We start from the raw sequence: 18,563 nt of genomic DNA, 5'->3' as shown, positions 1-18,563 counted from the left end.
GACACTGCAGCCGGTCAGGCCAGGGGAGCGGCACTGCTTCGGAGATCCCGAAGGCCCCGGAGGCCTACATGGTTGAGCTATGCACGCAGTAGGGGAATGACGGTCGCCGACAACCACCTGACGGTCGCCGACAACAACCTGGAACCCCCTGCCCACCGGACAGCCCACCCGGGCCCGGACCACGAAGGCTGACCAGCACACAGACCCCTCACAGACGTGCCACCCCGGCATGACCCTTCAGTATCAGATTCTCGGCATTTCGACGTTCCGGCGGCCCCGTAACGCGTACTCTGCGGGCGTCCGACCGCCTTCTCGAGCACAGAGGAAAGGGGTTCACCGGATGGCTGACAACTCGTCCGTGCCCGGGCAACGCCGGGACATGTCGATGCACAACGACTGGTGGGCTTCGGGCTGGGAGCACGTCCTGCCCCGCCAGGGCTTCCCACTGACGATGCTGATCGGGACCGCCAGCCAGCCCGGCTTCACCGGCTCCCTGGACGACCTCCTGCAGGAGATCTTCGACGGCCACTGGAACCTGCTCGGCGGCGACCTCGACGCTGCGCTCTCGTTCTCCTGGCCCGATGAGGAATGGGACGACGACGAAGCGCCGGAGGGACGCGAGGCATACGAGGCCAGCCGATGGGAGACGTTCGGCGCCATGCTCACCGCCGCCGGCTACCCGGCGCCCGCGACCGTACGGGAGCTGTCCGAGCTCTACCTCACATGGGGGCTGGCCCACCGCGAAGAGACCCCGGCCGGTACCCGATGGTCCATGCCGGCCGCCCTGCCCTTGCCCGGTGACCTGCTGCCCCTGGACGCCGGCCTGGCCGAACGCCTCGCCCGGATCCGGTGGACGACGCGGACCAGTCCGCTCGTCGACGCCCTCATCGATCACCTGGTCGACGATCTGGGCGAGCCCCAGGAAGTGCTCACCTCCCTGGACCGCCTGGCGGCCGCCACCAACCAGGTCGCAGAAGACACCCGCATCGCCCTCACCGAGCTCGTGGAGGCCGGCGACGCCCTGGTCTACCGAGGGCAGGAGCCAGCTGACGCCGAACGGCTGGAGACACACCAGCGCTTCCGGCTCGTCATGAACTGGGAGCACCTCCACGCGAACCGGATGCAGTTGAGCACAGAACGGACGGCGAGCGACTGAAACCCAGATAACGCCCCACCTCTGGCCCGGTACGCCTTCCCGAACGGGCCAGGACCGGCTAGCTGCCGATCGTGGCCAGCGCCGGACGGAAGGAGGAACGGGCGCCGCCGACCGGCTGCGGAGCCTTCCAGGTATAGCCGACAAGGCTGCCCCACCACACTTGCTCGTCGCCCGCAACGCCCTTCCACGCCTGGAACGTACTGCCATCACCGACCCCGTCCCGGGCGCGCACGGAATCCTCCGCCGCACGCGCGCCCGGGACGGCGAACCCCTGCACCCCGGCCGCCACCGCGGCCGCCGCGCCCACACGCAGCACCTGGCGACGGCCGGGTAAGGCGGGTGCCCGTGACTTCGGCATCGTTCCTCCTCGGCTCGTGAACCTCATCAACGCTTGTTGCGCCCGCACAGGCGCACAAGCACCGACTATGGCCAAGGACACGACGGAAAAGACAGCCCCCGGTCCGCTCAGCGGACGAACAACGGAGAGGTTCAGCGGTTGCTGCAGCACAGGCCGATACCCGCCACCGAGAGACGTACCGCAAAGGAACGTGCGGACACGCATGGCACCACCTGCCAGCAGCGACCGAGCGGCCGTACGAGGCCTTCTACGCGGGGCCGTAGACCAGGGTGTAGAGGGCATCGTCGAGGTTGAAGGTCAGGGTTCCCCTGCTTCCTTCCACGGTGTCGCTGCCGAGGTGGTCGTCGGCATCCGGGAAGTCCTCGTCGTAGAGGGACACGGTGTCGCCCGTCTTGGCGAGGCGGTTGACCGGCACCGCCACCGGGGAATCGTGATCACAGCTGATGGAGTCGGCGGAGCTCCAGACCGTCTGGCCGTTGACCTGGAGGTAAATCTGGTCTCCGCCCGTCAGGTCTTGGTTCTCGTAGCAGGTGAGCGTGTGCAGGTTCGCGGCCGCGGGCCCGCTGTCGGGCCCGGCCGCGGCGGCCGCGGGGCCGGTGAGCGTGGCGATGAGCGTGATGGCGCCGCCGAGAACGGACGCGACCCTGGCGAGGGAACAGATCTTGTTCATGATCGGCTAACGATCTACCCAGGCATCGGTGACTGCACTGCTGCACGCCCACGACGAGCCGCGGCCACGGACCTCCCATCCCCGGGCCGCTGCTCTGGCGGGCCGGTGGCAGGCGGACATCGTCGAGGGAGAGGGCCGGGCCACCGCGGCGCGCGTCAGTATGCGATCTGGCCGCTACTCGCGTTCACGTTCCGGAACTGAACGTAGAACTGCTTTCCGGGTATCGCGTTGTGAGCGATCGTCGTCCATACCTCCTTCTTCGCCTCCTTCCAGGTGTTACAGGCGCTCGGGGTGCAGACTCTGACCGTGCGGGTGTGGTGAGTCATCAGGCCAATGCTGGTGCACCCGCTGCTGACAGTCGCCCAGTGCCCTGTGGCGGGCCAGTGAGCGTCCACACCGGGCCAGCCCGCCTCAGACGTGTAACTCACGACGTTGCAGCCACCGGAACGGCCCGAGGGCGAGGCGCCTGCTCCAGGCGCAGCAGCCAGCAAGGACGAGGCGGTGAGGGCAAGAACCGCGACTGCGGGCATGATCGTGCTCTTCATGGCTGAGGTCTCCTTGAGCGTCGGCAAAGCAGCGATCCACGGTTCGAGTTGACGGCACCCCCTGAAGATCGCTCCCGCATTGTGCAGCACAGGGAGTGGGGTGCGGGAGGCTCCTTGAGCACCCGGCCCCGGCACACTTATCCACCGTTGAGCCGCTGTTGATCACCAGATGCCAGCTTTCTCCGTGACGCCCCCGCGTCGTCGTATCCGTACGACACGAGAGTTCACAAGAGACAAGGAACCACCAGGTGTCACAGCAGCAGCCCGGCCGCCGCACCGCACTCAAGGCCGCGGGAGCCGGCGCCCTCGCCGTCGCCGCCGGTGCCATGGCCGCCGACCCGGCGTCCGCCCAGCACAGCACGACCACGATCCGAGACGAGCACGCCCTGGCCGCACAACTGCGCCGCGCGCTGCCCGACGACCGGGTACTGGTCCGCGGGGACGCGGCCTACGACGCGGAACGCGCCGCGTACCACCGGGTCATCGACCACCACCCGGCGGCGATCGTCGTACCGTGCCATGCCGATGACATCGCCACCGCCGTGCGCATCGCCTCGCACCACCGCGTACCGATCGCCGTGCAGGCCACCGGCCACGGCATCTCCCGCTCGGCGCACGGCGGGCTGCTCATCAACACCCGCCACCTCAAGCGCATCCGCATCGACGCCGCCAAGCACACCGCCGCGGTGAGCCCCGGCGTGCTCTTCTCCGAACTCATCGACGCGGCAGCCGCCCACGGCCTGGCACCCGCCAGCGGCTCAGCGGTCGACGTCAGCGTCACCGGATACACCAGCGGCGGCGGCCTCCCGGTGATCGGACGCACGGTCGGCTACGCAGCAGACCACGTCACCCGCGTCGACCTGGTCGACGCCAAGGGACGGCGGCGCAGGCTCACCCCGCACCGCGACGCCGACCTCTTCTGGGCAGTACGCGGCGGCAAGTCCAACTTCGGCGTGATCACCGAAATCGAGACAGCACTCTTCCCCCTCACCCGCCTGTACGGCGGAAACATGCTGTTCACCGGCGGCATACCCGAACTCCTCAGGGCCTACCAGAAGTTCACCCGCAACCTCACCGAACGCATGACGACCTCACTGGTCATCGTGAACGTCCCCACCGACAGCCCGGCCTTCCCCGACCCACTGCGCGGCAAGACCCTCGCCAAACTGCGCGTCGCGTTCACCGGCAACGCGACCGAAGGCGAGAAACTGCTGCGCCCGCTGCGCGCCCTCAACCCCGCCCAGGACAGCGTGGCCGAGATGCCGTACACCGACATCGCCAAGATCTACGCCGATCCGGCCGGCCCGATCCGAACGCGCGAACGCGCCGGTGCACTACGGGCACTGGACGACACGACACTGCGACGCCTCCTGCGGGCCGCGGGCCCCGACGCCGACCGGCCCCCGATGATCGTCGAGATCCGCCACCTCGGCGGCGCGCTCGCACGCGCCCCGAAACACCCGAACGCGGTCGGACCGCGCGATGCCGCCTTCAACCTGTTCGTCGCGGACGTGGCACCCGACCCGGGCAAGGACACCGCCCTCGAAGCCCGGCAGCAGCAGCTCTTCGACATCCTCGGCCCCTCACTGACCGGGCACACCCAGCCCAACTTCCTTACCGACCACGACAAGACCGCCACGCGAGTACGCCGCGCCTACCGGCCGCGGGACTACGAACGCCTCACCACACTCAAGCGCCGTTACGACCGGCACAACCTCTTCCGCGTCAACCACAACATCCCGCCCGCGGCCTGACCGGCCAGCAACAAGCAGGCATCCGGCCCGGCCGGTCGGCCGGGGCACGGCACCGCACCTGCCGGACAGGGCGGCCAGATCCGCAGGCACCCGCCGATCAGGGTGCGTGAGTCGCCCCGACCACGCCGTACGGCGCCGGAGAGGTCGGGCATCGGCGGGCGTGGAGGTAGCCGTGAACCGGCCCGCTCATGCCCTGCCAGAGGTGCGGACGAATCGCCTCACCGGGGGCGATGGGGGTCCGGCAGCCCACGCACGACAGCTCCGGCTTCCCCGCCCGCTCCCGGGCGGCGAGGTGCTGGGCGCCCAGCACCTCGCCGCGCTCGCAGGGGCCCAGGGGGCAGTACAGGCAGGTGATGCCGTGGTCGTACCAGTCGAGGTAGGTCACAAGGACCCGGGTCTGGATCGTGTGGCAGGGCGGGCAGGTGCGCAGGCGGCCGTCAGGGCTGAGGTCGATGCCTTCGCCGGGCGGCAGCGAGCGCGGGCACCACACGCACACGGCGCCGGATCGCTGTTCTGCGCGGAGGGTGCTGAGGGCGGGCACTATGGCCAACAGCAGGCTGTGGGGCAGGTCAGGCACGAGTTGGCTCCCGCCAGGAGAAGCGTGGGGTGGTTCCGGCTGCTCCGTAGCCGGGCCAGTCCTCATCCAGCCAGGCGGCGGCGAGGCGGACGCCTTCGACGCAGTTGGCGAGGAGGCCGGTGTGGATGAGGGGGCAGACATTGAGGTGGGCGCGGTAGGACCCGTACAGGTCCGGGAACTCGTAGTCGTCCACGTAGTTGTCAGGGTCAGGGGAGGGTGCGGGTGCGGTTTTCATCCGTGCACCACCCTGAGGGACTCGCTCGACGCGAGCAGCGCGCACAAGCGCCGGGTGTCACCCAGGGCACCCGGATAAGGAGACAGTACGACCCAGCGGGAAAGCGTGGTCGCGTGCCCGGGGCGGGGGACGCCGAGGTAGGTGCCGGTGGTGAGCCGCTCGCCCGGGCCGCCCCAGTCGGAGCCCGGCGCGATGAGCACGTAGTACGGGCCCATACTGCTGCGGAAGTCCCGGATCACTGGCCCGCCCAGCCAGGCGGCCAGCACGGTGGCCACGGTCTCCGCTTCCTCGCTGCCCACCGCCTGATGGACCCGCTCGGCGGAATACGGAGTGCGTCGAACCGGGACCCGAGCGGGAGCAGCGCGACACCGTACCGCTCCCACTGCGCCCACACCCGGCCCGGGCTGGGGTCGGCCTCGGCCAGCCAGCAGGCAACGGCCAAAAGTTCCTGCGCGGTCGCTGGGGCCTGCGCTTCAGGGCTGCTTTTCGGCGCTGGCACGGGGGTCGTACTCTCGGCCATGTCGACTCCTTGGTGGTCGGCCACGCCCCGGGGCCGGTTGCACGGTCGCCGGGGTGCTGTCCGACCCATGGAATCGATTCGCTACACAGGGTGACAGGGATGGAACGTCCCACTTTCGCGACGCTACTCGGCGACGCCCAGGAACTCGGCCAACGGGCGGAGCCCTGGCGGATGATTGGGGAGCGCCCATAGATCACGCACGATGGCTACGGCCAGAGTGTGGTGCTGCATCCACGTCGGCGCCGCGCGGCGAAGGGACTCCAGGGTCCTCACCGCCCCGGCCGCGTCCCCAAGATCCGTATGCGCTCGCGCCACGTCCAGCAGTAGCCACGTCCGCCACGACGGCGGGACGTCTTTGCCCAACCGCATGCCCTTTGCCAGGGATAGCGCATCCTCGGGATGTCCGTACTGAACGGCTAGCCGGACGCGCTCAATACGCACCGAAGACGGACTGAACACGCTGACCATGCGGCTGTCGCTGCCTTGCGGCAGCTTGGCCACACGGGCGGCTTCCTGCTCCGCGTTCTCCATCAACTCGGCCGCACGCTGGTAGTCGTTACTGCGTGCAGCAGACGTGGCTGCGGACATCCTCAGCGCGCCCCAGACCTTCAGGCCGTCAGCCGTGTCCGTGTGCCCGCCGTGCTTGGCGTCGTCGGCGGCATGCAGGGCGATGTTCAAGGCGTCTTCCAAACGCCCCTGCCGCTGATATGTCCACGCCACAGAATTGACGATCATGGGGCGTAGCAGAGGGTCGGAGGAACACGCCGCGGCATCTATCGCGCGCTCCAGACTGACCAGAGCGAGGTCTGTTTTCCCCATCCGCACGGCGACGTGTCCGGCGAGCTGAAGCACCTTGCCCAGCGCCGAGAAACTGGCGCCCTGGTCGCTGCCGGAGCCCGAGACCGTGGCGGTACGTGCATCCGAGATCAAATCCGGCAGCGCCTTCATCACCGCGTCGAACTCAGCCGCGTGGTACCGCGTCCAGCCGTCCGCGATCTGCTCCCGCAGAACATCCAGCGAGAAGGCCGGACTTGGCGGCTCAGGCTCCGGCCCCCACAGAGCAGGCATGATGGCACGACGCACCGCCACGAAGCGGGGCCCGTCATTCTCACCGGTGGAGACAGCAGGCGGGTCACCCAGCAGCGTCGTCAGCTCCACACCGAGGCCGTTCGCCAGCGCGTGCAGCGTAGGCAAGCGAGCGGAGTGCTTCCGCCGCTGCTCAAGCTGACGGATCACGTCAACAGACACTCCGGAACGGCCGGCCAACTCTTCTTGAGTCAGAGTGGCCAGGCGGCGCAGGCGCCGGAGCGTTTGCCCAAGGTCGTTGTTTGCCACGCTGCCACGGTACGCCGACTCGGCCGGGCGGGTAGCGAAAAGATCAGGAGTCAGCGTCCAGTCATAGCTAGTAATCGTATTCAGCGTCTTGATATCTGCCGTTCTGGAGAGTTGTGGATTTGGCGCCTTGGAATGTGTCAATTGATGGCAGAGTGAAGGTACTTGAGGTATTCTGAAAGCTGTGCGGCTGTCAGGGAAGGGGATGAAGCGGGATGCCGGAGAGGAATGACGAGTTCGGAAAGTATGGTGCTCGTGGCATCAAGGGCCATGAGGCTGTTGCTCGTCAGCTTGACCAGCTTGCCGGTTTCATCGCTACCCCTATTACTGCACGGCGTGGCCTGGTGGCGCGTCTGCATTACCTGACCCGTACTGAGCGTTCTCGTCGGGCTGCGCGTGAGGCGGGTCTGACGGTCACTGACCGTACGTTGAAGGCGTGGCTGGAGGGCAAACGCAGCCCGTCGAAGCGGAACTTGGAGAGGATCGAGGCTGCTTATCGGGCTGTGCGTCGTCGTAACGTGGCCCGGTACCTTCTGGTCCGGCTGAACCGGGATGGCCGTGGGACCCGTGTGGAGTTCCATCCGGTGAACCAGTCTCAGGTGGAGAGGCCGCGTCAGCGGGTGGTGGAATTCCGTACGCTGAACGTCCGTCACTGGGACCGTGTTATCGAGGCTTGGGTCAGGGGAGATGGTGCTGCCCTTGATGAGGCTTGGGTTGATGATGCCGTTGTGGATCTCGGCTCGCAGTGGGGGCAGTTCGAGTATGTTTCGAATATTGGATTTGCGGCCTAATCCCTTCAGGATTTTTCGGGGGATCTCTGATCCCTCAGCGGGAATGAACGGACTGACGTAGCATCAGATTTTGTCCTGACGCTACGTCAGTCCGAGACGGAAAGCGAAAATGACGGCCCGTCAACCCTGTAGCCAGCCACAGGAATTCGCGGAGCGAATTCCGTCCCGGATCGCGGAGCGATTCGGTTGCCGGGCAACGGAGTTGCCCGGCGCCGGCCCGGAGGGCCGGCAGAGTGTGATTCTGTGTGGGTGTGTCACTGGTCTGAGCAGGGTGTCACTGTTACTGCTGGACTTGTACGGCACCGTGCTGGTCTGCGGTGATGTGTTCGCCGGTGTCACCGACATGGGTGGCGTGTGGTGTCATCTGGGTGACGATGGGCGGGTCGGTGTGCTGCAGATTCCTGAGCGGGTGGGGGATGGGGGAGATCACCCGCTTGGGGGGGGCGGGATATGTCTATCTGACGTGTGGTCTTCATGGCTGTGCTGAGTGAGAAGAAGCTTTCGTGCCGGCTAGCGGCCAGTGGGGTGACAAACTGGGCGGATGTCTGGTCAGTCCTTCACCTTCTTGCCGCTGTCGTACGCGGCCAGACCACCCCGGGTCGTCATCGTCGCGCCACACAGGGATGAGGACTGGGTCCAGTGGACGGCAGCAGCCCTGGCCCGGCTGTCGGCAATGTGGGGCTGCAGTGGGAGTGCGGTGATACCGGCGAGCGCAGTCGGACATCCGGCAGTCGAGCGATGCCTGGCGCATTCGCATCCTGATCATGTGATGGCCTACGGGCCGTCATGGGACACGTTCGACACCCTCTACCCCGGCAGCATCGAGCAGATGCTGGCCGCGCAGCAGCTTTCCGGCAGCCCCGGTGCTGATCAGTTTCAGAAGATGGTTCGCCAGCACCCGTGGGACGGTCCCCTCGTCCGCGAGGCTGTGACGACGGCTGACGCACTGCGCTCGCGAGTGAGCACGAACCATCATGAGGAACATGTCCAGTGCAGTCACCTGTTCGATCATGACGATGTGCGCGATCTGACACCGCTGGCCGCGATTGCCGCAGTTCCCGTCATCGGTGTTCCGAGGGCACTTGTGACCTCGGTGGAGGCCTTGGCCTACGCGATGCATGTCGGTATCCAGGCCCAGACAACTGGCACTGGCGGGGATGTCTCGGCTGAACAGTGGCGGGAGGCAGCGCTCCGCGGCGCCGAGTCCCCGCTGCTGTCGCAGTTGCACCCCAGCGCACCCGATGGAGCGCGCGCGGTGCGCTCCCATGAGGCCGGACGGTGCATCCCGGTCACGAGAGCTCTCCAACGCCCAGACCGGATCGTCGTTCTGGGAGACCAGCCAGAAGACTTCGCTCTCGCTGAGGTCCTCCGGCAGACCCGTGGCGAGGTGACATGGATGCCCTGGGAAGCGTCGGTAAGCGACATGTGGCTGTTCCCCGGCCGCGCATCCGGCCACATGCAGGTGACGAGCGCCTCGTTGAGCGTGGAGGAGACCCGACGACACATCGACGCACGATGGAACGAGCGCCCCGTCAGGCACACTCAACCTGCAGAGGTGGAAAGCCCGTTTGAGGCAGTCGACCCTCTCGACATCGATCTCAACCATCCGATCATGGTGGTCTTGAGAGATGCCTGGGACCAGCCGCGCTCTCTTCCCGCGAGCGTGGAACCCGACGGATCACTCCAGACATCCCTGTCGCTGGCTGCCGAGGTCCCACGCGGCCTCGACCCCGACAAACACCGGTGGCAGATCACTCTCACCGCCGGCAACCACCCTGTCCCCCCACTCGACGTGCTGGGATCGTCTACGGTCATGGCAACAGGCCAAAACCCATGGGAGACCTTCGTCCGTGCCGCAGACGGAGGCATCACCTACTGGTCTCACCGCTACGACTTCGTACCCAGCGGGGCGTCCCTGACCGGCACGCTTGCCTCTCCCAAGCTGGCCTGGCCGGGTATCAAGCGCATCCTGCACATCGCAGCTTCAGCAAACGACACCACCATCCGCTCCAGCCCGGCAGGGAAACGCGCTGCCATCATGGAACGGCTCCTTGGATCCCGCACTGCTCTGGAAGCACTAGCGGCAAGCCCGGGATGGCCTTTGCTGCACCGCTTCACTCAGAACACCCCGAAGAACGACGGTCCGGAACACAGCCGGTGGACACTGAAGTCCGCTGTCGTCCTGTCCTGGGAAGCCATCGTGGCTCATGACGACAACACCTGGAACCTGGAAGCACGCAGAAACCAGATCGACCAGTGGACGTCACAGGGCGTGCTACGCCGCGGGCTGATCCTTGGCTGCGGCCATTGCCCCATCCTCGAGTTCTACCCTCTTGCCGAGATCAGCCAGAGCTACCGCTGCAGACGCTGCGGAGGGGAGAACCAGCTCACCAAGAGCCACTGGAGACCAGCCGCAGATGAACCCCGCTGGTTCTACGATCTGCACCCAGCAGTGCTGGAACTCGTCGTAAACAACGGCGACGTACCCCTGCTGGCCACGAGATACCTGCGCAATCAGCACTGGGCACGCCAAGCCCTCGTCTGCGAGGAATTCGAACTCCTCAAGAGCGGAAACCGTTTCGTGGAGATGGATTTCGCCCTGGCTACCAGCGAAGATCTGTGGCTGGGAGAAGCAAAAAGTAACGACTCCCTTGGTAACAGCGTCCGCGAGCGGCAGCGCGAAGCGGTCAAGCTCATGGAAGGATGCGCACTCGTCGGAGCAGCCGGCCTCATCCTGGCAACCGCGAAGCCGCAGTGGTCACAGGCCACAGTCGAGACGCTCAGCTCAGAGCGACAAGGACGCCTAAGAGCAGGGAAGCCAGCCCCTCAGATCAGCCTGCTGACAGACCTTGGAACAAACCCCAAGCTCACCCCATTGCCCAACACGTGAGACCGCACCGCCTCCCACAGACAGAGGAACGCGCCTGTGCATAGGCGTCGCTAGCTTCGCCGATCGCGCCGGCATGGTGTCACCCGACGACGATCGTGGTGTCGTTGAGCTGCTCACTGAGCGAGCAAGGGGAGTGTAGGGGCTGTTCCCAGCTGGCTGTGGATTTTCCCTGTACCCGCCGATGGACCAGTGCCGTGGGCTGAGGGTGTCGGTATGACCCACCGATCCATTCCACCCGAGAACCCCGCCTCAGGCATAGGCCTCGACGCGGGCAGCGAGACGCCACCCCCGGTGGTGCCGCGGTTGCTGGGCCGCCAGCAGGCTGTCACGCGTCTGCTGGCATTGGACGAGCGCGGGGAACTCACCACGGGGCACGCTCGCCTGGTCGCCTCCTCGACAGCGGTGTCGCTGCGGACGGTGTGGCGGTGGCTCGAGGCCGCTCGCCACCAGGGCCGCTCGAGCCCACGTGAGCGGGAGCGTTTCACGATCACGCCCGAGCTGCACGCACGCCTCACTCGATGGTGCGGTAACGCCGCCGCGGTACACCGGGAACTGCTGGCCGAGCACGCCCAGGCCCTGGCCGAGCACGTCCTGGAAGCAGCCGAAGGGAGCGAGGTGCCCGCACCACCGCCGTCGCTGGCGACGCTGCACCGTGCCATCCGCCTCGACCTGAACCCCGGCCAGCGCGCCGCCCTCGCCGGAGGAGAACGCGCCAGACGCCGACACGACGTACATCTGCGCCGCCCCCGCCAATGGCGGAACGCCTGCTGGGAAGCCGATCACAAACACATCCCCGTCGAGGTCCTCCTCGACAGCCAGCGCGTGTTCCCGTGGGTGACGTGGTTCATCGACTGCGCGACGAAAGCGATCACCGGAGCCGCGATCACCCCGCACCAGCCCTCCAGGGACGCGATCCTGGCCGCACTGCGCATGGCTCTCCAGCGAGGCGAGAACGACGCCTTCGGCCCCATCGGGGGCCTGCCCGGCCTGGTACGCATCGACCGCGGCTCCGACTTCCTCTCCCACACCGTCGCCCAGGCTCTGGGCGCGTTCGCTGTGCCGATCCAGGACCTGCCCGCTTACCGGCCGGAACTGAAGGGCACGGTGGAGAACCTGAACCGCTGCGCCCAGCGCATGTTCTTCGCCGCCCTGCCCGGCTACACCCACGCCCCGACCGCCTCGGTGCGACCGGGCACCACGCGGGGCGGCCGTGTGCCGGCAGGCGAGTTGATGCAGTTCCCCACTTTCGTCGAGCAACTGATGGAGTGGATCACCTGGTGGAACACCGAGCATTTCTCCCAGGCGCTGGGCGGGCGCACGCCGCTTGAGGCGTGGCAGCAGGACCCCACCCCGATCCACGACGTCGACCGCTCCCTGCTGTGGGCGTTCACGCTCGAAGACGACGGCCGCATCCGCACGCTGACCACCAGCGGCGTGCGATTCAACAACCGGTACTACGTGGGGGAGTGGATGACCGGAGGCGCGGACGCCGGCACGAAGGTGAGGGTGCGCTGCCTGCCGCACCACGACCACGAGATCGAAGTCTTCGACGCCGTGACAGGCAAGCACCTGGGCACAGCCCACCTGGCGGATGCGGCCACCGATGAGCAGCGCCGGGCACTGCGCCGCAGCAAGGACGCCGAGAAGCGCCGTCTGGCCCGCGCGCTGGCCCAGGCCTCGCGGCGTACCCGCCCGAAGTACGCGGCGGTGACCCGGGCCGAACAGCCCAAACGCCTAGGAGCCCTCACCTCGGCCGAGGCCGACCAGGCCCTGACCGCAGCCCACCTGACCGACGCGGCTGAGCTCGCCCTGCCCGACCTGATCCCACCCACCACAGCGCCGAGCCACTGGCGCACCCCTGCTGCGCCACGCCCCACCGACGGGCCCGGCCCACGTAAGGAGGAACACCAGTGACTACCACCCTGCCCCCGGCCGAGGGCGACCAGTACCTGAAACTGCCCGGCGCGCACATCGTGGCCACCCGCGCCCTGCTCAGAGCACGGGAGAACCTCGCCGACACAATCGAGGCGAGGGCGATGATGTGCGTCTACGGCGGCGCGGGCTTCGGCAAGACCCTCTCGGTCAACACCTGCCTGCGCGAGCTGGAGCCCGACGAGGAAGTGCGCCGGATCGCATTCCGCTCCCGCCCTACCGCCCGCGCGGTGCGCCACGAGATCTTCGCCGCTCTCGACCTGGCCGGCACCCCGCCCGCGCACCCGTCGGAGTTCGACCACCTCCTCAAGGACGCACTCGCGGCCCACCCGCGCACACTGATCGTGGACGAGGCCCAGTGGCTCAACTCCGAGGCCTTCGAGTACTTCCGCTATCTGTGGGACGACTACGCCACCCAGCTGGCCATCGTCTTCGTCGGCGGCCAGGGCTGCTACACCGTGCTGCGCAAGGAGCCGATGCTCGCCTCACGGATCTTCATCTGGCAGAAGTTCTCCCGCCTCACCCCCGAAGAAGTCCTCCAGGCCATCCCCCTGTTCCACCCGGTCTGGGAGAACGCGGAATGCGACGACATCCTCTTCGCCAACACGCACGCCGCCCACGGCAGCTTCCGCGACTGGGCCTGGCTGACCGCCCAGGTACGCCTCGGCCTCAAGCGCCTGGGCAGGCAACGCGTCGACCAAGAGGTGCTGCGCTGGGCCTTCGCCCGCCTGGGGGAGGCATGACGCTCACCGTCAGCAGCATGCGCACGCCTCCGGCCCTACCCGGCCTCGGTCCGCAGCACTTCCTGTCGCTCCCCGGTGCCCGGACCGTCCCGGTGCCTGCCCTCGACGCGGTCACCCGCGCTGTGGAGCAGACCCTGACAGAGCAGGCCGTCATGTGCCTCTACGGCGACGCAGGCTGCGGCAAGACCTACGCCCTGCAGACTGCGCTCGCTTCCCGCCCCGTGCTGCCCGGCGACGTACGCATCTGCCATCTCAGCCCGCGCCCTGCTCCGACCCCGCTCGTTCTGCGCGCCGAGCTGCTGCTCGCTGCAGGTCTCCCCATCCCGCCGACGCGGGACCCGGGCGTCCTGGACACGGCCTTGCGCACCCGACTCGCCGCGCACCCGCACCTGCTGGTGATGGATGAGGCCAGCCGCCTGACCACCGGCTGCGTCGAGTACCTCTGCTACCTCTTCGACGACCTCACCACACAGCTCACCCTCATCCTCGCCACCAGCACCAAGGGCTTCCGCATGCTGCGCCGCCAGCCCCTGCTGGTCACACGCACCACCCGCTGGCTGCAGATCCACCCGCTCACCCCCGGCGAGGTACGCCGCGCCATCCCGCAGCTCCACCCGCGATGGCGCGACACCGGCAAGGACGTCCTCGACCGCCTCGACGCCCGTCATGGGCACGGCAACTTCCGCCGCTGGGCCCAGATCACCCACCACACCCTGCGCCTCGAACGCCGCGCCTCGCCCCCGGCAAGCGCCCTGCTGGAAACGACGCTCGACGGCTGCCTCCCGCCACACGAAGACCCTCGATGACACCCCCAACGCCTCCGCCCGTCACGCTGATCATCGACGTGGACGACGACACCCGCGTGCTCCAGGCGGCCCGGGCCAGCTCCGACCCCCAGGCCGGCCAGGCCACGGTCGACCTCACCCCACACACACCCCGCACCGCCTACCTGCCACGGGACATCCTGCGCGCCCTGGGCCGCACCGACTACCAGCCCACCGCATCCGAGCCCCCCCGCCGCCGCACCCGCCTGGCGGGCCGCCGCCTGCTGGATCACCGTCCTGGGCATCCGCCGCCTCGTCATCCTGCGCGCCACCACCTCGCCGAGGCCCGCACCCGCCACATCGCCCAGCTACGCCAGGACACCGGCATCCACCTCGTCCTGATCGCCCAGCCGCCCACCCCTACTGCCGCCGCGCATCTGCGCACCCGGCTCACCCGCCACCACCTCGACCACGACCTGCAGCAGATCACCGACAGCCACAAGGCCCTCGAACTCCTCGGCCCGCCCGCCCCACACCGCCCCCGCCCGCCCCGGACCGCCTCACGCCCCTGCCGGATCTACCGCGCCTCCCGGTTGCCCGCTTCCGCGCCGAGCTGCGCCGATGCCTACCCGCCGCGGACTTCGCCCGGGTCGATGCCCAGTACCGGGCCGGCCTATACGCGGCCAGGGCCTACCTCGCTCGCAATCCGGGTCTGCCCACCCAGCAGGACCTGGAGTTCTTCCTGTCCCGATTGACGACCAGCAGCCCCAGCCAACGCCACACCCTGATCCGGCTGCGCGGCGCCCAGGCCGGATTCCTACGCACCGGTTTCCTCCTGGACCTCCCCGACGACCTCGACACAGCCACGGGGCCGGGCATCACCACCCGCCCGTTCACGCCGTACACGGCCCACCGCATCAGCCGGGGTATCCCTCACCCACCCCAACTCGCCGCATTAACAGCCCTATTGACCACAGGAACCCACCCTGACGCCCTGTACACAACCCCTGTCTCTGCCCTCGACGAGCACTGCACCCGCCTGACCGTCCCCGACATCTGGCACCCCGAACAGGGTTCGCCCACCCCGCCACCCCCCGTCACCTACGCCATCCCGCCCCGCGCCCGCCCCGTACTGCGCACGGCCCTCCACTTCCGCCGCGCAGAGCAGGCCCAAGGCCACTTCCTGCTGTTCAGCACATCCTTCGGTCACCGGCTCACGGACCTGGCCCACGACGCAGCAGTAGACATCCCCGCCCTCGGCCGCCTCCAGCCCGGACCCGACTGGCATCACCGTGCCCGCTGCACCCACCCGGCCACCACCACGCCACACACATCGACCGACCAGTCCCCTCGGCATCACCCACAGACGAAAGAGGCACTCCAACCCGCAGCTCCACCACACCTGCTGAGCTCACAGCAACGCGCCGAGCTGCTCGCTACCATCGGTCCACCGACCGACACTGTCCTCCCACATGACCAGGCCGCCCCCGTTGTAGAGATCCTGAGGCAATACCTCGGCTCCCGTCGGCCTCCTGTATCGGTCAGTGAGGATCTTCTGGCTGATCTCATGGACCGACTCCTACTGGATCATGCCTCGACTCCGCAGTGGCCGATTCCTCATCCAGATCTGCTTTCTGCGCTGTCAGCCGGAGCAGAATATCCGTGCAGAAGAGAATTCACTTGAGGGTTGCTTTTCTGGAATATCAGGGAAAGGATTAGCAGCCGCTTCTTGAACCACCTTGTTACACAATTAATTTGATGACTCGTCACCTAAAGGGGAGCCAGAGAGAGTCCATACGGGAGTGCGGGTTGAAATCCAGACTGGCGATCCGCACACTGACCCTGTAGCCAGCCGCAGTAGTTCGCGGAGCGAATTACTGAACCGAATCGCGGAGTGATTCGGTTGTTGGTGGCGGGGCGGGACGCACAGGCCCAGTGAAGGGACCTCTGCAGCCTCCTGGTGCCGCGCGGCGCCAGCGCCTCACGTCAGGTGCCGCGCCGACCCAGCGGGCGGCGCCTGGCCGTCGGCACCATGGAGGCCTCCGTGCCCGTCGGTACCTGCGGGCGCTCCACCCAGTCGCCGTCGGCCGCGGACCGTGTACGCGGAGCCTGACCTTCCACACGCCCTGGACGGTACGCAGATGCAGGTGAAGCCGATGCCCGCCCCTCGAGGCGCGGCGATCGGCTTCACGCGGACCAGGTGCGCCAACACCTGTTCCTGTTTCCCTGTGCGTCGGTTGGAGCCGGAAGCAATCAGGGGCGGCCGAGACATCCACGGCCTTGATGAAAGGGTGCCCCATCCGGGCTGGCTTCTCTGATCACCAAGCGGCGCAATCTTGAACCAACCCAGGCCAGCTCTGCGCCGCTCTGCGACGTCGAACCAGGAAGAACACCCGGTAGAAACAGACAAACCGGCTGGTCGCGCCAGGTCGGAGGCGCCCTGAACAGCCACTTCCTCGCACCCCGGGCCGCTCAGCGTGTCGCGGGGTACGGCACGTTTTGTCGAGACCGTGTGGTAGAGCCCCGTGCAGGGCTCTGACCAGCCAATGTCATTCCATGACACGTCCTACAGAACAGACCTGACCGCAGGTGAGACGTACCTTGTGGGGAGCCCCAGTTCGCAGAGTTCGCTTTGGCACGTTGATGAACCAACGCGTTGAGCTGCTGTCACTTGTGCTCTAGCGGCTGGGATCCTGGGGGGCAACAGGTCCTTCGTGCGCTGGGAGCGCCAACTCCCGCACGGCACACAGAAGGACGAACGGTTGGAGCCGAGAAGCACCGTCCGGCGATCCCTGGTCGCCGGACGGTGGAATAGGGGATCTTCATGGGCAGCGAGCCCTTCACCGCGGCGCGCGCCGCGGCCAACGAGCCGACGGTGCCTGGCACCTACGCGATCGCCGTGAACGCCACCGCCGAGCCAACACCACCCGCACACGAGACCACCGCCACGAGCAGCCGCTTCGGCCTGCCCCACGCCCTCGTGGTCTGCGTCTGCATCGCCACCGCGGCCCTCCTGGCCCCGCCCGACATGGGCATCGACGACATCCTGCTCCTCATCGCGGGCGCCGGCAGCATCGGCGCCATCCTCGGCCTCGCTGCGGGCGGCCGCCGCCACGCCGGACGGATCAGCCGCGCCGCCCGCGCCTACTTCGGCCAGGGCAACTGAGGGGGCGTCATGGGACGCCCCGAGAAGCCGGTGGACCGCACCGTCCCGGCACGCGCGAAGCTCGCAGACTTCCTGCGGCACCGCAAAGCCGCAGTCGGCATCACCTACGAGGAGATGGCATCCCAGGTCCGTCACACGCCTTCGAAGGCCACCTTCGAACGGGCCGCCTCCGGGGCCACCGTCCCCTCCCTGCAGACCGTCCATGCTGCCATCGCGGTGACGACCACGGACGAGGAACTGCGCAACGAGCACTGGCTCGACTACGCCTACTACCGAGGCACCAACTTGTGGCTCGGTGCGCGCCGAGCCACCCGCGCGCCGTACTACGTACACAAGGCCCCCGACCCCCACCTCATCGCCTCTGAAGCGGACCTCAGCCGCTTCCTGCGCAATCAACATGTGTGGGCCGGCTACCCCACGCCCGGCGAGATGGCGCGCGCAAGTGGTGCCTGGCGGCTGCCCCCCAGTACCAGCCGCCGCATCGTCGCGGGCGACACCCTGCCTGTCGATCCTCAGCAGACCGTCGCCTTCTTGTACGCCTGCTTCGTGCGCGATCCCACCGAGCTCGAACTCTGGCTCGACGCAGCCGTTCGAGCTCGCAAAGACAGTGGACGAAGCATCAGCGAGTGGCTTAAGGCTCACCATGACATGAGCGAAATGGCACGCTTTATCTACAACAAAGGAGCAGATAGAACTATGCTTTTCCAGACTCTCTCCTACGAGATCTTCGAAAAGCTGTATATGGAGTCCCTTGAAAGGGATTCGGCTTAGTCAATTGAATTCATTCGAGTGTTATGGATTTTTATTTCTGAGCTATTCTAGGGTTTTGATGTGGGGTCAGTTGGGGGAATTTCTGGGTGTGTTGAGCGGTTTTTCTGTGGGGAGATCAGGCGGCGGAGCCGCCTGATCTCTGACGGCCCGTCAGGGACTCGCTGTTGACACAACGAGCGGCCCCGGTACTGCAGGTGCCGAATGGGAGACCGCGGAGCGGACTCCCATCAGAGCGCGGAGCGCTCTGACCAGCGCGAATGCGCTGGAGGCTCGCGGAGCGAGCCCGGTCAGCAACGCGGAGCGTTGCTGACATCCGCCGCGTAGCGGCGGCGCGTCGTTTCGGCGGAGCCGAACGCGCG

Annotated in this window: 17 protein-coding genes; 10 read left to right on the top strand and 7 right to left on the bottom strand. The window is 67.4% G+C overall.

Going from position 1 to position 18,563, the window contains the following annotated elements:
• Positions 1 to 340: 340 nt before the first annotated feature.
• Complete coding sequence (locus CP982_RS00085) at positions 341 to 1,156, top strand: DUF6042 family protein (protein ID WP_150508552.1); 816 nt, start codon at positions 341 to 343, stop codon at positions 1,154 to 1,156.
• A 58-nt stretch (positions 1,157 to 1,214) separates the two neighbouring features.
• On the opposite strand, the gene CP982_RS00080 is transcribed toward CP982_RS00085, so the two are convergent.
• From CP982_RS00080 to CP982_RS00070, 3 genes are all read right to left on the bottom strand, one after another.
• Entirely contained in the window at positions 1,215 to 1,514 is a 300-nt protein-coding gene (locus CP982_RS00080; RefSeq protein ID WP_150508551.1) for a hypothetical protein, read from the bottom strand.
• A 247-nt stretch (positions 1,515 to 1,761) separates the two neighbouring features.
• A complete protein-coding gene (locus CP982_RS00075; protein WP_150508550.1) occupies positions 1,762 to 2,184 on the bottom strand; it encodes a hypothetical protein in 423 nt (140 codons plus the stop codon).
• A gap of 155 nt (positions 2,185 to 2,339) precedes the next feature.
• On the bottom strand, positions 2,340 to 2,729 hold the full coding sequence (locus CP982_RS00070; RefSeq protein WP_150508549.1) for a hypothetical protein: 390 nt from the start codon (positions 2,727 to 2,729) through the stop codon (positions 2,340 to 2,342).
• Positions 2,730 to 2,977: 248 nt separating this feature from the next.
• Between CP982_RS00070 and CP982_RS00065 the strand changes: the two genes are divergently transcribed.
• A complete protein-coding gene (locus CP982_RS00065; RefSeq protein WP_150508548.1) occupies positions 2,978 to 4,483 on the top strand; it encodes an FAD-binding oxidoreductase in 1,506 nt (501 codons plus the stop codon).
• A gap of 97 nt (positions 4,484 to 4,580) precedes the next feature.
• On the opposite strand, the gene CP982_RS00060 is transcribed toward CP982_RS00065, so the two are convergent.
• The 4 genes from CP982_RS00060 to CP982_RS00045 form a co-directional block, all read right to left on the bottom strand.
• Positions 4,581 to 5,060 (bottom strand): hypothetical protein, encoded by a 480-nt coding sequence (locus CP982_RS00060; protein ID WP_150508547.1) that lies wholly within the window; start codon positions 5,058 to 5,060, stop codon positions 4,581 to 4,583.
• The gene (locus tag CP982_RS00055) at positions 5,053 to 5,295 is read right to left on the bottom strand and encodes a hypothetical protein (protein ID WP_150508546.1); all 243 of its coding nucleotides are present in this window, start codon (positions 5,293 to 5,295) and stop codon (positions 5,053 to 5,055) included. Before CP982_RS00055 ends, CP982_RS00060 begins: the two co-directional genes overlap by 8 nt.
• On the bottom strand, positions 5,292 to 5,594 hold the full coding sequence (locus CP982_RS00050; RefSeq protein WP_229879722.1) for a hypothetical protein: 303 nt from the start codon (positions 5,592 to 5,594) through the stop codon (positions 5,292 to 5,294). Before CP982_RS00050 ends, CP982_RS00055 begins: the two co-directional genes overlap by 4 nt.
• Positions 5,595 to 5,938: 344 nt before the next feature.
• Positions 5,939 to 7,150 carry a helix-turn-helix domain-containing protein gene (locus CP982_RS00045; RefSeq protein ID WP_150508545.1) on the bottom strand — a complete coding sequence of 404 codons (1,212 nt, stop codon included), beginning with the start codon at positions 7,148 to 7,150 and terminating at the stop codon, positions 5,939 to 5,941.
• A gap of 212 nt (positions 7,151 to 7,362) precedes the next feature.
• On the opposite strand from CP982_RS00045, the gene CP982_RS00040 reads away from it, so the two are divergent.
• From CP982_RS00040 to CP982_RS00005, 8 genes are all read left to right on the top strand, one after another.
• Positions 7,363 to 7,938 carry a transcriptional regulator gene (locus CP982_RS00040; RefSeq protein ID WP_150508544.1) on the top strand — a complete coding sequence of 192 codons (576 nt, stop codon included), beginning with the start codon at positions 7,363 to 7,365 and terminating at the stop codon, positions 7,936 to 7,938.
• A 541-nt stretch (positions 7,939 to 8,479) separates the two neighbouring features.
• On the top strand, positions 8,480 to 10,828 hold the full coding sequence (locus tag CP982_RS00035; protein ID WP_150508543.1) for a hypothetical protein: 2,349 nt from the start codon (positions 8,480 to 8,482) through the stop codon (positions 10,826 to 10,828).
• 213 nt (positions 10,829 to 11,041) lie between these two features.
• Entirely contained in the window at positions 11,042 to 12,742 is a 1,701-nt protein-coding gene (locus tag CP982_RS00030; protein ID WP_150508542.1) for a Mu transposase C-terminal domain-containing protein, read from the top strand.
• Positions 12,739 to 13,503: an AAA family ATPase gene (locus tag CP982_RS00025; protein ID WP_229880046.1), complete on the top strand. Its 765-nt coding sequence runs from the start codon at positions 12,739 to 12,741 to the stop codon at positions 13,501 to 13,503. Before CP982_RS00030 ends, CP982_RS00025 begins: the two co-directional genes overlap by 4 nt.
• On the top strand, positions 13,500 to 14,309 hold the full coding sequence (locus CP982_RS00020) for an AAA family ATPase (RefSeq protein ID WP_150508541.1): 810 nt from the start codon (positions 13,500 to 13,502) through the stop codon (positions 14,307 to 14,309). The genes CP982_RS00025 and CP982_RS00020 overlap by 4 nt, the downstream gene beginning before the upstream one ends.
• Positions 14,306 to 15,022, top strand: a complete 717-nt coding sequence (locus tag CP982_RS00015) for a hypothetical protein (RefSeq protein ID WP_150508540.1) — start codon at positions 14,306 to 14,308, stop codon at positions 15,020 to 15,022. Before CP982_RS00020 ends, CP982_RS00015 begins: the two co-directional genes overlap by 4 nt.
• Positions 15,023 to 17,091: 2,069 nt before the next feature.
• On the top strand, positions 17,092 to 17,433 hold the full coding sequence (locus tag CP982_RS00010; RefSeq protein WP_150508539.1) for a hypothetical protein: 342 nt from the start codon (positions 17,092 to 17,094) through the stop codon (positions 17,431 to 17,433).
• Positions 17,434 to 17,442: 9 nt separating this feature from the next.
• The gene (locus tag CP982_RS00005) at positions 17,443 to 18,204 is read left to right on the top strand and encodes a helix-turn-helix domain-containing protein (RefSeq protein WP_150508538.1); all 762 of its coding nucleotides are present in this window, start codon (positions 17,443 to 17,445) and stop codon (positions 18,202 to 18,204) included.
• Positions 18,205 to 18,563 lie beyond the last annotated feature (359 nt).

The sequence above is a fragment of the Streptomyces spectabilis genome (assembly GCF_008704795.1).
Classification (GTDB): domain Bacteria; phylum Actinomycetota; class Actinomycetes; order Streptomycetales; family Streptomycetaceae; genus Streptomyces; species Streptomyces spectabilis.
The sequence above is the reverse complement of the archived record's forward strand: the minus strand, read 5'-3'. Positions and strand labels throughout refer to the sequence as shown.

What these genes read in the sequence shown, in the direction of transcription:
- CP982_RS00085 (WP_150508552.1), top strand. Translation starts at nt 341, where the DNA reads ATGGCTGACAACTCGTCCGTGCCCGGGCAACGCCGGGACATGTCGATG.
- CP982_RS00080 (WP_150508551.1), bottom strand. Translation starts at nt 1,514, where the DNA reads ATGCCGAAGTCACGGGCACCCGCCTTACCCGGCCGTCGCCAGGTGCTG.
- CP982_RS00075 (WP_150508550.1), bottom strand. Translation starts at nt 2,184, where the DNA reads ATGAACAAGATCTGTTCCCTCGCCAGGGTCGCGTCCGTTCTCGGCGGC.
- CP982_RS00070 (WP_150508549.1), bottom strand. Translation starts at nt 2,729, where the DNA reads ATGAAGAGCACGATCATGCCCGCAGTCGCGGTTCTTGCCCTCACCGCC.
- CP982_RS00055 (WP_150508546.1), bottom strand. Translation starts at nt 5,295, where the DNA reads ATGAAAACCGCACCCGCACCCTCCCCTGACCCTGACAACTACGTGGAC.
- CP982_RS00040 (WP_150508544.1), top strand. Translation starts at nt 7,363, where the DNA reads ATGCCGGAGAGGAATGACGAGTTCGGAAAGTATGGTGCTCGTGGCATC.
- CP982_RS00035 (WP_150508543.1), top strand. Translation starts at nt 8,480, where the DNA reads ATGTCTGGTCAGTCCTTCACCTTCTTGCCGCTGTCGTACGCGGCCAGA.
- CP982_RS00030 (WP_150508542.1), top strand. Translation starts at nt 11,042, where the DNA reads ATGACCCACCGATCCATTCCACCCGAGAACCCCGCCTCAGGCATAGGC.
- CP982_RS00020 (WP_150508541.1), top strand. Translation starts at nt 13,500, where the DNA reads ATGACGCTCACCGTCAGCAGCATGCGCACGCCTCCGGCCCTACCCGGC.
- CP982_RS00015 (WP_150508540.1), top strand. Translation starts at nt 14,306, where the DNA reads ATGACACCCCCAACGCCTCCGCCCGTCACGCTGATCATCGACGTGGAC.
- CP982_RS00010 (WP_150508539.1), top strand. Translation starts at nt 17,092, where the DNA reads ATGGGCAGCGAGCCCTTCACCGCGGCGCGCGCCGCGGCCAACGAGCCG.
- CP982_RS00005 (WP_150508538.1), top strand. Translation starts at nt 17,443, where the DNA reads ATGGGACGCCCCGAGAAGCCGGTGGACCGCACCGTCCCGGCACGCGCG.